Annotated in this window: 12 protein-coding genes; 7 read left to right on the forward strand and 5 right to left on the reverse strand. The window is 61.3% G+C overall.

Annotated elements, in window-relative coordinates; genetic code table 11:
- Nucleotides 1–60: 60 nt before the first annotated feature.
- The 3 genes from astA (at nucleotide 61) to I6L35_RS11595 (ending at nucleotide 3,479) form a co-directional block, all read left to right on the forward strand.
- On the forward strand, nucleotides 61–1,080 hold the full coding sequence (gene astA / locus I6L35_RS11585) for an arginine N-succinyltransferase (protein WP_019446361.1): 1,020 nt from the start codon (nucleotides 61–63) through the stop codon (nucleotides 1,078–1,080).
- Between the two features lie 72 nt (nucleotides 1,081–1,152).
- On the forward strand, nucleotides 1,153–2,622 hold the full coding sequence (gene astD, locus I6L35_RS11590; protein ID WP_216978220.1) for a succinylglutamate-semialdehyde dehydrogenase: 1,470 nt from the start codon (nucleotides 1,153–1,155) through the stop codon (nucleotides 2,620–2,622).
- 59 nt (nucleotides 2,623–2,681) lie between these two features.
- Complete coding sequence (locus tag I6L35_RS11595; protein ID WP_021229798.1) at nucleotides 2,682–3,479, forward strand: DUF1338 domain-containing protein; 798 nt, start codon at nucleotides 2,682–2,684, stop codon at nucleotides 3,477–3,479.
- Between the two features lie 92 nt (nucleotides 3,480–3,571).
- On the opposite strand, the gene I6L35_RS11600 is transcribed toward I6L35_RS11595, so the two are convergent.
- Together I6L35_RS11600 and I6L35_RS11605 are read right to left on the reverse strand one after the other, a co-directional pair.
- Complete coding sequence (locus I6L35_RS11600) at nucleotides 3,572–4,678, reverse strand: anhydro-N-acetylmuramic acid kinase (protein ID WP_216978221.1); 1,107 nt, start codon at nucleotides 4,676–4,678, stop codon at nucleotides 3,572–3,574.
- Between the two features lie 123 nt (nucleotides 4,679–4,801).
- Nucleotides 4,802–6,127 carry a peptidoglycan DD-metalloendopeptidase family protein gene (locus tag I6L35_RS11605; RefSeq protein ID WP_216978222.1) on the reverse strand — a complete coding sequence of 442 codons (1,326 nt, stop codon included), beginning with the start codon at nucleotides 6,125–6,127 and terminating at the stop codon, nucleotides 4,802–4,804.
- Nucleotides 6,128–6,236: 109 nt separating this feature from the next.
- Here I6L35_RS11605 and tyrS point away from each other — a divergent pair, with 109 nt between their 5' ends.
- On the forward strand, nucleotides 6,237–7,436 hold the full coding sequence (gene tyrS / locus I6L35_RS11610; RefSeq protein ID WP_005347884.1) for a tyrosine--tRNA ligase: 1,200 nt from the start codon (nucleotides 6,237–6,239) through the stop codon (nucleotides 7,434–7,436).
- 42 nt (nucleotides 7,437–7,478) lie between these two features.
- On the opposite strand, the gene I6L35_RS11615 is transcribed toward tyrS, so the two are convergent.
- On the reverse strand, nucleotides 7,479–8,414 hold the full coding sequence (locus tag I6L35_RS11615) for a LysR family transcriptional regulator (protein ID WP_216978223.1): 936 nt from the start codon (nucleotides 8,412–8,414) through the stop codon (nucleotides 7,479–7,481).
- 108 nt (nucleotides 8,415–8,522) lie between these two features.
- Between I6L35_RS11615 and budA the strand changes: the two genes are divergently transcribed.
- Both budA and alsS read left to right on the forward strand, forming a co-directional pair.
- Nucleotides 8,523–9,317, forward strand: coding sequence for an acetolactate decarboxylase (gene budA, locus I6L35_RS11620; protein WP_216978224.1), 795 nt, complete (start codon nucleotides 8,523–8,525; stop codon nucleotides 9,315–9,317).
- A gap of 18 nt (nucleotides 9,318–9,335) precedes the next feature.
- Nucleotides 9,336–11,006, forward strand: coding sequence for an acetolactate synthase AlsS (alsS, locus tag I6L35_RS11625; protein WP_042081073.1), 1,671 nt, complete (start codon nucleotides 9,336–9,338; stop codon nucleotides 11,004–11,006).
- A gap of 115 nt (nucleotides 11,007–11,121) precedes the next feature.
- Here the strand turns inward: alsS and I6L35_RS11630 are convergent, their stop codons facing one another.
- Together I6L35_RS11630 and I6L35_RS11635 are read right to left on the reverse strand one after the other, a co-directional pair.
- Complete coding sequence (locus tag I6L35_RS11630; protein ID WP_216978225.1) at nucleotides 11,122–12,534, reverse strand: MATE family efflux transporter; 1,413 nt, start codon at nucleotides 12,532–12,534, stop codon at nucleotides 11,122–11,124.
- A 73-nt stretch (nucleotides 12,535–12,607) separates the two neighbouring features.
- Nucleotides 12,608–13,546: a LysR family transcriptional regulator gene (locus I6L35_RS11635; RefSeq protein WP_042055187.1), complete on the reverse strand. Its 939-nt coding sequence runs from the start codon at nucleotides 13,544–13,546 to the stop codon at nucleotides 12,608–12,610.
- A 498-nt stretch (nucleotides 13,547–14,044) separates the two neighbouring features.
- On the opposite strand from I6L35_RS11635, the gene I6L35_RS11640 reads away from it, so the two are divergent.
- Nucleotides 14,045–15,337: an HAAAP family serine/threonine permease gene (locus I6L35_RS11640; protein ID WP_005338498.1), complete on the forward strand. Its 1,293-nt coding sequence runs from the start codon at nucleotides 14,045–14,047 to the stop codon at nucleotides 15,335–15,337.
- The last annotated feature ends 65 nt before the right edge of the window (nucleotides 15,338–15,402 follow it).

A 15,402-nucleotide genomic window follows, 5' to 3' on the forward strand; every position in this document is an offset into this window, starting at 1 on the left:
GGAGCCCTCCCGGCAGGAGCCGGGACCCCACCTGACGTCAATGAAAGGGAGTTGTCATTTATGTTGGTTATCCGTCCCATCGAGCAAAAAGATTTTGCCGGGCTCAAGACCTGCGCCATCGAGTCCGGCACCGGCATGACCTCGTTGCCCGTCAACGATGAGCTGCTGCAGCGCAAGATCGACGCTTCTACCCAAACTTTTTCCGACAAGCCGGCCGGCAAAGGGGACTGCCTCTACTTCTTCGTGGCCGAGGATCTCGAGACCGGCGAGATGGTAGGGACCTGCGCCATCGATGCGGCTGTTGGTCTCTCCCAGCCGTTTTACAACTACCACATCGGCAAGGTGGTGCACTCTTCGCCCAAACTCGGTATCTACAATGTGGTCGAGACGCTGACTCTCTCCAATGACTACACCGGCAATACCGAGCTTTGCACCCTGTTCCTGCGCGAATGTGCTCGCGAGGGGCTCAATGGTCGCCTGCTCTCCAAGCACCGCTTCCTGTTTATGGCCGAGCACCCCGAGCTGTTTGACGAAACCGTCTTTGCCGAGATGCGCGGCGTCTCCGATGGCAATGGCCACAGCCCCTTCTACGAGTGGCTGCAGACCCACTTCTTCTCGATGGACTTTCCCACCGTCGACTATCTCACCGGCATCGGCAAGAAGCGCTTCATCGCCGAGCTGATGCCCAAGTACCCCATCTACGTCAACTTGCTGAGCAAGGAGGCGCGAGCCGTCATCGGCCAGACCCACGAGAAGACCCGTCCGGCCATCAAGATGCTGCAGGACGAGGGATTCGTGAATCGCGGCTATGTCGATATCTTCGATGCGGGACCGGCGGTCGAGTGCGAATTGAAGAACATCCGCAGCGTGCGTCGCAGCCAGAAATTGCGGGTGCTGATCGGCGAGCCCATCGGCGGCCGCACCCATCTGCTTTGCAACAGCCGCTTTGAACAGTACCGCGCCTGCTACGGCAATATCCGGGTCGATCTCGACAAGCATGAGGCCATCATTCCGCCCAAGATGGCGGCGGCACTCAAGGTGCAGGATGGCGACATGGTGCGGGTAGTCGACCTCGACTGAGGCAGACAGGACCAGCAAACCGATTATTAGGCAGGCAGCCGAGGCTGTCTGCCAGCGACAGGGAGTGAATGGATGAGCCAGTTAGTGCAATTTATCGACGGTCAGTGGCTTGCCGGTGAAGGCAAGCCGTTCGAGTCACGGGATCCGGCCAAAAACGAGGTGATCTGGCAGGGCGCTGCCGCCAGTGCGGCTCAGGTCGATGCGGCCGTCAAGGCTGCCCGCGCCGCCTTCTACCACTGGTCTGATATGGAGCTTGAGGATCGCCTGACCATAGTGCGTCGCTATGCCGACCTGCTGGGTGAGCACAAGGAGGCGTTGGCGCTGACTATCGCCCGCGAAACCGGCAAACCGTTGTGGGAGACCCGCACCGAAGTGGCCGCCATGCAGGGCAAGATCGCCATCTCCATCCGCGCCCATGACGAGCGTACCGGTACGGTGGAAAACCCCATGCCGGGCGCCAAGGCGTATGTCCGTCACAAGCCCCACGGTGTGGTGGCGGTGTTCGGCCCCTACAACTTCCCGGGCCATCTGCCCAACGGCCACATAGTGCCAGCGCTGATCGCGGGCAATGCCGTGGTGTTCAAACCCTCCGAGCTGACCCCCATGGTGGCGGAAGCCATGCTCAAGGTGTGGCAGGAGGCCGGGCTGCCCAAAGGGGTCATCAATTTGGTGCAGGGGGAGGTCGAGACCGGCAAGGCGCTGGCGGGCAATCCCGATATCGACGGCCTCTTCTTTACCGGCTCCTCCCGCACCGGCCATTTCCTCCATCAACAGTTTGCCGGCCAGCCGGGCAAAATTCTGGCGCTGGAGATGGGCGGTAACAACCCGCTGATCGTGAAAGATGTGAGCGACATCGACGGCGCCGTCCATGCCATCGTCCAGTCGGCATTTATCACCTCGGGTCAACGTTGCACCTGTTCCCGCCGTCTGTTTGTCGAGCGCGGTGAGCGGGGCGATGCCCTGGTCAATCGACTGATCGAGGTGGTCAGCCAGATCAAGGTCGGCCTCTACGACGCTGCCGAGCAGCCGTTCATGGGCTCGATGATTAGCGAGAAGGCAGCACAGGGCATGGTCGAGGCGCAAGCCAACCTGCAGCGCCTCGGTGGCGAGAGCCTGCTTACCCTCAAGCACCTGGAAGCGGGCACAGGCTTTGTCTCCCCGGGTATTATCGACGTGACCTCAGTCAACGAGCTGCCTGACGAAGAGTACTTCGGCCCGCTGCTGCAACTCATTCGTTATGATGATTTCGATGCCGCCATCGATCAGGGCAACGCCACCCGCTACGGTCTCTCGGCCGGTCTGCTGGGGGACAAGGAGGCGGACTGGCACCACTTCTTCAAGCGGATCCGCGCCGGTATCGTCAACTGGAACAAGCCCATCACCGGCGCCTCCAGTGCCGCGCCGTTTGGTGGCATCGGCGCCTCCGGCAACCACAGGGCAAGCGCCTACTACGCTGCTGACTACTGTGCGTATCCGGTTGCCTCTGTCGAAGACAGCAAAGCCGCGATGCCGGATCAACTGTCGCCCGGCCTGCGCTTCTGATAATGACACGGGGCATCCAGCGGTGCCCCCATCTGTACCCGCAATCAAAGGAAAGAGAGATGCAAAAGGATATCGACACCCTGTTCAGCCATCTGTGGGACAACTACATCAAGGTGACCCCGAGCGCCCTCAAGGTGCACACCCTGCTGGGTGGCGGCGAGCCCATCGTCAACGATCACGTGGCGTTTCGTACCTACAACCTGCCCAAGCTGGGGCTGGAGAAGCTGGCCGCCCACTTCCTGGCGCTCGGTTACGAGCAGAAGGGCGAGTACGTTTTCAAGGCCAAGAAGCTCTACGCCAAGCACTTCGAGCATCAGGATCCGGACGCTCCCAAGGTGTTTATCAGCGAGCTGAAGGTGGAAGAACTCTCCCCAGCGGCGCAGGCCATCATCCACAAGCTGGCCGATCAGGTGCCCGATCATCTGACCGATACACCGGCATTTCTCTACACCGGTGCCCCCTGGCAGGTCTCCTATGCCGATTATCAGACCCTGCTGGCGGAGAGCGAGTACGCGGCATGGATGGCAGCATGGGGCTATCGTGCCAACCACTTCACGGTCAATATCAACAAGTTGAAGGATTTTGACACCATCCATCAGGTCAATGCGGCACTGAAGGCGGCGGGTTTTGTGCTCAACAGCGTGGGTGGCGAGGTGAAAGGGGACCCGCAGGTGATGCTGGAGCAATCCTCCACCATGGCCGACAAAGCAGAGGTGCCGTTCAGCGATGGGGTGCGTACTATCCCGAGCTGCTTCTACGAGTTTGCTCTGCGCTATCCGCAGGCCGACGGCGTACTCTATCCGGGCTTTGTCGAAGCGTCCGCCGACAAAATTTTTGAGTCCACCAATGCCATGTAACAACGGGTGTTGGCCAAAGTGCCACTGTTCATGATGTGACATGACGACAGCCCCATATCGGGGCTGTCGTCATTTGCATATCTGGGGGATATCTAGGGTGCGGGGTAGAGAGCACCCAGCACAGCCGGACGGCTGGCGCCGGTGACGGCGGGCAGGTTGCCGGGTTTGTGCTTGATAAAGCGCTCCGCCAGCCAGGCAAAGGCTGCGCCTTCCATCCAGTCGGGCGCAATGCCAAGTTCGGCAGTGCTGGCGATGCGCCAGCCGTGCAGCAGGCTGGCCAATTCGCTCAGCAGCGGGGCGTTATGGGCGCCGCCGCCGCAGACAAACAGCTCGGGACGGGTTTGCGCCTCATTCGGGGCAGGCAGCTGGCGGGCGATGCTGTGGCAGGTGAGCGCCTGCAGAGTGCGCTGCACATCCGCCGCGGCATAGGGTTGGCCAGCCAGCTCGCTATCGAGCCACGCCAGGGTGAACATCTCCCGCCCGGTGCTCTTGGGGGCGGGGGCGGTGAAATAGGGGTGAGCCAGCAGCTTCTCCAGCAGGGCCGGGATTGGCTTGCCGCTGGCCGCCCACTGGCCGCCGGCATCGTAACCGGCCCCCTTGGGGTGATGGCGGCGATACCAGCCGTCGAGCAGGGTGTTGGCCGGGCCGGTATCGAAGCCATAGACCCCGTTGGCATGGCCCGGCAGCACCGAGATATTGGCGATGCCACCGAGGTTCAGCACCACCCGCAATGCACCGGGGCGGGCAAAGAAGGCCTGATGGAAGGCGGGCACCAGCGGGGCCCCCTGACCGCCGAGGGCCATGTCCATGGTGCGAAAGTCGGCGATGACATCGATGCCGGTCAGCGCCGCCAGCAGGGCCGCGTTGCCGATCTGCAGGGTGAAGCCAAGCTGGGGGCGGTGGCGGATGGTCTGGCCGTGGCTGCCGATGGCGCGAATATCGGCGGGCGTGAGGCCCGTCTTGGCCAGCAGGGCGTGGGTGGCGGCGGCAAATTCGCGCGCCACCAGATTGTCGGCCACCCCCATGCGATCGATCTCGTTGTCGCTAGGGGTACAGAGCTCATGCAGCTCGTGGGCGGTTGGCCAGGGGTGGCTGAGGGCCGCCTCGACCCGCAGTTGATCCCCGTCGATCACCACCAGCACGGCGTCAATACCGTCCATGCTGGTGCCTGACATCAATCCGATATAGCGTTCAGCCATTGGCTCTCCTCACTCGCTGGTCGGGATAGTCCGCTTCCCGACACCGATGCAGCATGGCGCCGAGCCATGCGCAGGCAAAATAAAAAGGGCTGGCGGGGCTGCTACCCCGCCAGCCCTGATGGCTTAGTTGCCGCGGCTATCCCGCTTGTTCTGGGCCAGCTGCAGCTCGGGGCTGTCGAGCTTGGCCAGTTGCGGCATCGCCAGCTTTTTGAAGTTGGCCAGCTCGCGTCCGCTCAGGGTCTCTGCCTGCGGCAGGGTGAGGGTGCGCGGGTTCTTGTGAATGCCGCCCACCACGAATTCGTAGTGCAGGTGCGGGCCGGTGACGCGGCCGGTGCCACCCAGAGTGCCGATGGTCTGCCCCTGCTTCACCCGCTGTCCCTTGTTGACGGTGCGTTTGGAGAGGTGCAGGTACTTGGTCACATAGTTGCCGGCATGCTTGATAAAGACGTAGTTGCCGTTGAACTGGTTGTAGCCCGCCGCCACCACGTTGCCGGAGCCCGCCGCCATGATGGGGGTGCCCACCGGCGCCACATAGTCGATGCCGTTGTGGGGGCGGATCTTGCCGGTCACCGGATGGAGGCGGCGCGGGTTGAAGTTGGAGCTGATGTATTTGAAGTTGACCGGCGCGCGCAGGAAGCTCTTGCGCATCGCTTTGCCTTCCGGGGTGTAGTAGTTGCCATCTTCATTGAGCACGGCGCGGTAGGCGGTGCCCTGGTTGACGAACTCCGCCGCCAGAATATCGCCGGAGGCGACCCGCTCGTCGTCGCGGAACTTGTCTTCATAGACCACCCGGAAGCTGTCTCCCGGTTGCAAGTCCTGGGCAAAGTCGATGTCCCAGCCGAAGATGGCGGCCAAGTCCATGATCTGATCTTCGGTCATCCCCGCATCCACCGCGGCGCCCCAGAAGCTGGAGCGGATCTCGCCCTTGCTCACCTGTTCGCGGGTGTCGAGGGCGATCTTGACGTTGCGGGCGACAAAGGTCTCCTCCTTGCGGCTCACCTTGAGCGCCTGCTCCAGACTGTGGGGGTAATAGAGGCTGTGCAGCTCGCCGTTCTCGGTGAGCTTGAAGGTGAGTTCCTGCCCCGGTTGCAGCATCCGCAGGGGATCGCTGCCCTCGAGCTGATCGATCAGGTGCAGATCCGTGGTGCTCAGGCCAATGCGCTGGAAGATCACCCCCATGTTGTCGCCACGGCGCACCTTCACCTGCTTGGTGATGTAGCGCGGCTTGGGCGGGGTAACGGGCTGGGCGGCCTCGGCCGGCAGCTCGTCGTTCAGCGCGTTATCGTTAGCCGGTTCCCGCAGGGCAATTTCGTTGCCGTTTTCATCGACCCGTGTTGCTACTGCCTGTTCGCTTGGCCAGGCAGCCAGCATCATGATCATGATGCTCAAGATCAGCACCATCTTGCGGTGCCAGTGGGGGAGTGCGTTGAAGGCGTGCCAAATAACCATGAGAAGCAGATGAAGTCGGGCAGAATGGACGGATTTTACAGCCTTTCCAATTGGCCCGCCATTCCAGTAATATGTTTGGCCCTGTGGAATCGTGATGGAGAGTCAAAAAATGTCCCAGCTCGAGGTGGCGCTAGCCGAGATCAAGCGCGGAGCGGAAGAAATTCTGGTTGAAGAAGAACTTGTCGCCAAGTTGAAGGAAGGGCGCCCGCTGCGCATCAAGTTGGGCATGGACCCAACCGCCCCCGACATTCACCTGGGTCATACCGTGATCCTCAACAAGCTGAAGACCTTCCAGGATCTGGGCCATGAAGTGATCCTGCTGATCGGTGACTTCACTGCCATGGTGGGTGACCCCTCCGGCAAGAATGCCACCCGTCCGCCGCTCTCCGAAGAGGCCATCAAGCACAACGCCCTCACCTATGCCGAGCAGGCGTTCAAGATCCTCGACCCCGCCAAGACCCGTATCGAGTACAACTCGACCTGGCTGAGCGAGCTGGGTGCGACCGGCATGATCAAGCTGGCGGCCAAGCAGACCGTGGCCCGCATGATGGAGCGCGACGATTTCAAAAAGCGCTACACCGGCGGCCAGTCCATCGCGATTCACGAATTCCTCTATCCGCTGCTGCAAGGCTATGACTCGGTCGCGCTGAAGGCGGACGTTGAGCTCGGCGGTACCGACCAGAAGTTCAACCTGCTGATGGGCCGCGAGCTGCAAAAAGATGCCGGCATGGCGACCCAGTGCGTGCTGATGATGCCGCTGCTGGTGGGTCTGGATGGCGTCAAGAAGATGTCCAAGTCCGCAGGCAACTACATCGGCGTCCACGACGCTCCGGGCGAGATGTTCGGCAAGATCATGTCCATCACCGACGATCTGATGTGGAACTACTACGAGCTGCTCTCCTTCCGTCCGCTGGCTGAAATTGAAGAGTTCAAGGCAGGTATCGCGGCCGGTACTCTCAATCCGCGCGACGTGAAGATCTGGCTGGCCAAAGAGATCATCGCCCGTTATCACGACGAAGCGGCGGCTGAAGCGGCCCACGAAGATTTCACCCAGCGTTTCTCCAAGAACGCCATTCCGGACGAGATGCCGGAAATCGAGCTGGCACTGGAAGGCGAAGGTCTGGCCATCGCCAACCTGCTGAAAGAGGCCGATCTGGTAGCCACCACCTCCGAAGCGCTGCGGATGATCAAGCAGGGCGCGGTCAAGGTTGATGGCGAGAAGCTGGAAGATGGCAAGGCACTCATCGGTGCCGGTACCGCCGTCTATCAGGTTGGCAAGCGCAAGTTTGCCCGCGTGACTGTCAAATAAGCAGTACCGTCAAATAAGCCGTCGCATCAGGCAAGCTGGCCATCAAACCGGTTCAAGCTTGTTCAACAGGGCCTCCTTCGGGAGGCCTTGTCGTATCTGGGCGGTACGGATCTGGGCGATAAAGTGCCGCAGCACGGCACTGCTTGGATGCGGCCGTGTCGCCAGACTGATACTGGTCATCATGCCGTTGCCGGCGATGGGGTGATAACTGACCCCGAGCGGGCGCAGCGCCGCCACCGAGCTGGGCACCAGAGTCACGCCAAAGCCCGCCTGCACCATGCCGACGGTAGAAATCACCTGCGGGCATTCGGGCCCCAGTATCGGCTCGAACCCCGCCTCCCGGCAGAGACACACTATTCCGTCATAGAGCCCGGGCCCGATAGCGTGGGGAAACAGAATAAAACTCTCATCCTTCAGGCAGGCCAGTGGCAAGGGGCCCGGCTTGGCCTTGGGGTGGCTGGTCGGCAGGGCTATCAGCAGCGGCTCCTGCTCGATAAGGTGATGGGCAAAGCCCTCGCTACCCCGACAGGGCAGCCGCAAGATGGCTGCGTCCAGCCGATCGTTGCGCAGCGCCTCCACCAGTGCCGGCATGGTGCCCTCCTGCGGGCTGAGGGCTACCTCGGGGTAGCGCTCCCGATAGTCGTGCAGCAGGGTCAGCACTGCGGGGTGGAGCACGGTGGAACCGGCAAAGCCGATCCGCAGTGCCCCCTGCTCGCCCCGGGCAATCCGCTTTACCTTCAGTTTTGCCGCATCGGCCAGCGCCAGGATCTGCGCCGCATCCCGATAGAGGCTCTCGCCCGCCTCGGTCAGTTCGACGCCGCGGGTGAGACGGCGCAGCAGCGGGGTGCCCAGGGTCTCTTCCAGCTTGCGGATCTGCTGGCTCAGGGGCGGCTGGGCCATGTTGAGTGATTCGGCTGCGCGGGTGAAATTCTGCTTTTCAACAACGGCCATGAAGTAGCGGAGCGTACGAAGTTCCATATCGATTGAGTCTCAAAGTCATGGGATCAGCGTATTGGTGTTGAAATGTGAACCAAGTCACCATTGGATCCGAACGCTAACAGGATTCACGGTGGAGGTGAAACCCGAATGGAACATATTGCAACATCTGACAGTGCCGGGTGCAGCTGTGCCCTCGAAGTGAGCCAGCAGTTTTCCCGCTGGCGCAGGCAGCATGACGGTGGCGAGATCTACCAGAGTTCCCTGATGAGCGCCCTGCTGGCGGGGGTCTACGAAGGGGAGACCACCATGAGCGAGCTGCTGCGCCACGGCGACTTTGGCCTCGGCACCTTCAATCACCTCGATGGTGAGCTGATCGCCTTCGAGCGGCAGATCCACCAGTTGCGCTCCGATGGCTCGGCCCGGCCCGCCCGCGCCGATCAGAAGACCCCCTTTGCGGTGATGACCCATTTTCGCCCCTGTCTGGAGCGTCGCTTCGATCATCCCCTGAGCCGTGACGAGATCCACCAGTGGGTGGATCGGCTGGTGGGCTCTGACAACGTCTTCGTCGCCCTGCGCCTCGACGGCCAGTTTGAAATAGCCAAGGTACGAACCGTGCCGCGTCAGGAGCCCCCCTATCGCCCCATGCTGGAAGCCATCGAACAGCAACCGCTGTTCCGTTTTGCCGCGGTGGCGGGAACCCTGGTGGGCTTTCGCTGCCCGCCGTTCGTGCAGGGGGTCAATGTGGCGGGCTTTCACGAGCACATGATCACCGCCGATCGCAAGGGGGGCGGCCATCTGCTCGACTACACCATGGCCCACGGTACCCTGCGACTTTCTGTGGTGCGTCACCTCAATCTGGCCCTGCCATCGGATCCCGCTTTCCGGCAGGCCGACCTCAACCCCGCCGATCTCGATCGCGCCATTCAGGCCGCCGAAGGCTGATAGACAAGGAGCAATATCATGGAAAACAGACAGTGGAAGTGCGGTGCCGAGCTGGTGGTGCGCCATCTGGAGGCGCAAGGGGTCAAGCAGGTGTTCGGCATCCCGGGGGCCAAGATTGACCGGGTGTTCGATGCGCTGGAGGACTCCCCCATCGAGACCATAGTGGTGCGCCACGAGGCGAACGCCGCCTTTATGGCGGCCGCCGTGGGGCGGCTCACCGGCAAGGCGGGGGTGGCGCTGGTCACCTCGGGCCCCGGTTGCTCCAACCTCATTACCGGGCTGGCGACCGCCACCTCGGAGGGGGACCCCATGGTGGCGCTGGGCGGTGCGGTGCGCCGTGCCGACGGCCTCAAACTCACCCACCAGAGCATGGATACGGTCAACCTCTGCCGTCCGGTCACCAAGTTCAGCGCTCAGGTCAACAGCGGGGCGGCAATTTCGGAAGTGATGGCCAACGCTTTTCGCGCCGCCGAGCTGGGACGGCCGGGGGCGGCGTTTGTCAGCCTGCCGATGGATATCATCAACAAGCCGGTACAGGGCAATGTGCTGGTACCCCGCGAGGTGCCGGAGCCGGGCTGCGCCGATGAGCAGAATATGGAGCAGGCATTGACCCTGCTGCGTAACGCCGAGAATCCGGTGGTACTGCTCGGCCTGATGGCGAGCCGGCCGGAAAATGCCGAGGCAGTGCGTGCCTTCCTCGACAAGGCGCGGCTGCCGGTGACCGGTACCTATCAGGCTGCCGGGGTGGTGGACAGCTGCCACTTCGATGACTTTGCCGGACGGGTGGGGCTCTTCAACAACCAACCGGGGGATCAGCTGCTGGCAGGGGCCGATCTGGTGATCTGCATCGGCTACAGCCCCATCGAGTACGATCCCGTGCTGTGGAATGGCGATCGGGAGCGGCGCATCCTCCATATCGATGTGCTGCCTGCCGATATCGACAGCAGCTACTGCCCGACCGCCGAGTTGGTGGGGTCGATCCGCGCCAACCTGTTGCAGCTGACCCGCATCATGGGCAATCCGAAAATCCGCCCCCCCGAGGTGGATCGGTTGCTGCAAGGGGTACGCCAGCAGCGGCTGCGCCTGGCAATGCGGGCCGATGATCTGCACGGCAATCCGGTTCACCCCTTGCGTATCGTGCGCGAGCTGCAGGATCTGGTGCGCGACGACATGACACTCTGCGTCGATATGGGCAGCTTCCATATCTGGATTGCCCGCTACCTCTACAGCTTCCGTGCCCGTCAGGTGCTGATCTCCAATGGTCAGCAGACCATGGGGGTGGCATTGCCGTGGGCCATCGGTGCGGCGCTGGTGCGGCCGGGTGAGAAGGTGATCTCGGTATCGGGGGATGGCAGCTTTATGCAGTCGAGCATGGAGCTGGAGACGGCGGTGCGGCTCAAGAGCAATATCGTCCACATCATCTGGGTCGATAACGGCTACAACATGGTCGCGATGCAGGAGCAGCAGAAGTATTGCCGCACCTCCGGCGTCTCTTTTGGCCCTATCGATTTCAAACGCTATGCCGAATCGTTCGGGGCGGCCGGGTTTGCGGTGCGTTCGGCAGACGAGCTGCGCGCCACCCTGCGGGCCGCACTGGCGGTGGAGGGGCCAGCTGTGGTGGCCATTCCGGTGGATTACTCCGACAACCCGGGGCTGATGGCCCAGCTCAGGCCAGAAGTATTGGCATAAGTGTGGGCAGCAGTGCTGGCCTGAATCCTCGTGTAAGGGCAGGCAGACCCGCCCATATAGCAAAAACCGGCATCAATGGATGCCGGTTTTTTATTGCTACGCGGGATGGGTGGCCTTAACGGGCCAGCTGGACGGCGGCTCGTGCGCGGGCCGGTTGCGGGCGCTGTTTGGCTTTTGGCGCACAGGCCATCTTCAGGCGCAGCCACTCGCGCCACAGCAGCCAGCAGAGTGGCAGGGTGAGCAGCAGCACGGTCGCGGGCTGGGCCATCAGCACGCCATCACGACCCCACAGTTGCGGCAGCAGGAAGATGAGCGGCAGCAGCAACACGGTTTTGGCGATGGAGATGACCAGCGCCTGACGGGTACGCGCCATGGATTGCAGCAGCACTATGCCGAACATGATGATCCCCTCCAGCGGAATGGCGCCGAGGTTGAGGGTCAGGCTGCTGATGGCGGCGGCCAGCAGTTCGGGATCCTTGTCGCCGGTATAGAGCATGGCGACCTGTCCCGGCAGCAGCTGGATGGTGAGCCACACCAGCATGCCGTAAATAAAGGTGAACTTGAGCCCCATCTCCATCAGGTACTTGAGGTTGCGATGGCGCTTGGCCCCTGCCGCCTTGCTGATGAGCGGTTGAATGCCGAAGGCGAGCCCCTGCAGAATGACGATAAAGACCGCCTCGGTGTAACCGGCCACGGTAAAACCCGCCAGATCCTTCACATTGCCATACACCATCAGCTGGCTGTTGTGCAGCATCAAGAGCAGGCCGAGGTTGAACTGGGCAATCAGGCTCGGCAGACCGGTAAAGAGCAGGTGCGGCATGGCGGGGAGGTTGGGCACCAGATCCCGCCAGCTGAGGCGCAGCCGCGCCCAAGGGGTAAAGAAGTAGCCAAGGCCGATCAGGCTCACCGCACCCTCTGCCATCAGGGTGGCTTGCGCGGTACCGATCAATCCCAGCCCCAGCCGACCCACCATGATGTAGTTGAGGATGATGTTGAGCACGGCGCCGCTGCTCACCAGCACCATGGCCAGTTTCGGGCGGCCATCGTTGCGCAGCAGATAGGGCACCGCCAGATTACTGGCCAGCAGCAGGGTACCGCCGCCAATCCAGGTGAGGTAGTCACTCGCCTGTTTCCAGGTCTCGGTGCCCTGTTCAATTCCCAGCCCCAGCAGGATATCGGTGTGGGTGTAATAGAGCAGCCCCGGCGCAACTACCCCGAGACCGGCCAGCAGCCAGAGGGCGTTGACCAGCGCCTGACGGGCCAGCGTGTCGTTTTTCGCCCCCTGCTGGAAGGAGATGGCGGTGGCCGCCCCCATGCTGATCATGGCGGCCAGGCCGATCAGCACCATGATGACCGGATAGACCAGGTTGATCCCGGCGAGGCCAGCGGCGCCGACATAGTGGCCGACGAAGATGCCGTCGATGAGGTAGTAGGCCCCCGAGACCAGCATGGCAAGAATGGAGGGGAGGGCGTAAGCCCAGAAGCGACGGGTCATGGCCCGTTGCCGCAGTGTTAAATAGGCAGACATATCTGTTCTCTCGGGGAGTTCGATTATCGAACAGCTAGTCTAGATTAATACTAATTTGGTGATAATCAGGGTTTCACTTGATGAATTGCTGAGTATTACTCACTAATCCGGGGTTTTGGTAGTGCGCCTTGAGCATGTCGATCAGGATGCGCAGCCCGCTGCCCAGCTGATGCCGACTGGGATAGAAGAGGTAGAAGCCGGCAAAGGTGGGGCACCAGGGCTCCAGCACGGTGAGCAGTTTCCCCTCCGCGACCTTTTGGCTCACCTCCTCTTCCAGACAGTAGGCGAGCCCCAACCCCGCCTCGGCAGCGCCCAGATAGAGGGCAGGGGTGCTGGTGGTGAGCGGCCCGGTCACTTCGATCTCCAGCATGGTGCCATCGGCGGCAAAGGCCCAGCGATAGTGATGGTGCGGAGTGAGACGATAGCCGATGCAGGCGTGGCGGCTCAGCTCGCTCGGGTGCTCCGGTGTACCGTGCTCCGCCAGATAGGCCGGGGAGCCCACCACCAGATAACGCTGGGGCGGGCCGAGGGGGATGCCGATCATCTCCTTGGGCAGCAGATCGCCATAAAAGAGCGCGGCATCGTAACCATCTTCAATCAGCCGGGGCATCAGCTCCTGCTCCACCACCTCCACCTGCATCCGCGGATAGCGGGCCAGATAGTCGATCAGCACAGGTGCCAGCAGGCTGTCGATGGCGCCGCGCGGAGCGCAGAGCTTGAGTCGCCCTACCGGCTCGTCGCTGTTGCGGGCCAGCTCGCAAAGCGCCTCTTCCAGGGTATTGAGGGTGGGGAGCAGCTGCTTGAGCAGCCGCTGGCCCGCTTCGGTCGGCACCACGGCTCGGGTACTGCGGTTGAGCAGCCGCACCCCCAGACGGGCTTCCAGCCCCTTCAGGCTATGGCTGAGGGCGGAGGCGGAGACCCCGAGTTCGAGGGCGGCCTTGCTGAAACTGCGGTGACGGGCGACGGCGGCAAACACCGCCAGTTCGGCGAGATCGGTACGGGTAATGGTCATCATCAATCAACAAAAAGGCGTGAGTCACAAGGGTACGCCAAGGCCGTGCTGCACACAATCCGCGCTAAACGTGTGGCTTATTGCAAATATGTAGCTTCTCGCAGGCCATTGATTCCAGTGAAACTAAGTTGAATTGTTAAAAAAAACTCACAATAAGGCGCTTTGAGTGTGATCTTGGTCGTCCGAAAGGCGACCAAAATCAAACTTTGGTTGATTAATTCAAAAAAACGCTGTGATTAATAAGGGCATTTAATTAAAGTCAGCCCATCAAGAGTGGCGCACGTTAATCGGTTGTTAAGTGAGACGGGCGCCGACCCTCAGGGTCAAAATCTCGCACTGTTGTTTGTTGCAATCCTGTTGTCACAAGGAGTGATGGCCAGGTTGCCGGGGGGCGAGAGGTTAATATCAAGGACGGACAGCAGGCGTTCCAGGGAGATGGAACCGGGCCAAGGCCCGACCAAACAAGAATCCCATTTTCCTAGATGACAGGAACAACGTATGTCTGACATGAATATTGCAGCTGATGGTCGTTTAGCCAGCAACACCTCCCGCGGCGTCAACAAGGCCGATGTGGTCTGGATGCTGGGTCTGTACGGTACCGCGATCGGTGCCGGTGTGCTCTTCCTGCCAATCAACGCCGGTGTAGGTGGCCTGTGGCCGCTGGTTGCCATGTTGATCCTGGCGCTGCCGCTGACTTTCTTTGCTCACCGTGGTCTGACCCGCTTCGTGCTGTCCGGCTCTACCCGTGATGGCGACATCACTGAAGTAGTAGAAGAGCACTTCGGCAAGACCGCAGGCAAATTCATCACCCTGCTCTACTTCTTTGCCATCTACCCGATCGTACTGATGTATTCAGTCGCCATCACCAACACCGTCGAGAGCGTGATTGTTCACCAGCTGGGCATGTCTGCACCTCCCCGTGCCGTTCTGTCACTGGCTCTGATCCTCGGTCTGATGGCGGTTGTTCGTCTGGGCGGCCAGGTTATCGTCAAAGCGATGAGTGTGCTGGTATTCCCGTTCGTGCTTACCCTGATGGGTCTGGCGTTCTACCTGATCCCGCACTGGAACGGTGCCATCATCACTGAAGCTCCGGCCCTGTCCGACGCCTTCAACGGTGACTTCATCAAAACCCTGTGGCTGGCTATCCCGGTAATGGTGTTCTCCTTCAACCACTCCCCGATCATCTCCTCCTTCGCGGTGGACAACAAAGGTCGTTACGGTGAAGGTGCCGAGAAGAAGTGCAGCAACATCCTGCTGGGCGCCCACGTCATGATGGTGATGACCGTTATGTTCTTCGTATTCAGCTGCGTACTGAGCCTCTCCCCGGCTGACCTGGCTGCAGCCAAAGAACAGAACATCTCCATCCTGTCCTACCTGGCCAACCACTTCGATAACCCGGTTATCGGTACTGTGGCTCCGCTGATCGCCATGGTTGCCATCAGCAAATCCTTCCTGGGTCACTACCTGGGTGCGCAAGAAGGCATGAACGGCCTGATGGCCAAGGCGCTGCGCGAGAAGGGCAAGAACGTTGACACCAAGCAGCTGAACAAAGTCACTGCCGTGTTCATGATCCTGACCACCTGGGCCATCGCCACCATCAACCCGAGCATCCTCGGCATGATTGAAGACCTGGGCGGCCCGATCATCGCAATGCTGCTGTTCCTGATGCCGATGTACGCCATCACCAAGGTTCCGGCCATGCGCAAATACGCTGGCAACATCAGCAACGGCTTCGTGACCATCATCGGCCTGATCGCCATGTCCGGTATCATCTACAAGCTGATTGCCTGATAACTCCGGTTAATCTGTTTAGTGAAGAAGCCGCCTCGCAAGAGGCGGCTTTTTTATGGCCGGGA

Source organism: Aeromonas sp. FDAARGOS 1405 (assembly GCF_019048265.1).
Taxonomy (GTDB): Bacteria; Pseudomonadota; Gammaproteobacteria; order Enterobacterales; family Aeromonadaceae; genus Aeromonas; species Aeromonas veronii_A.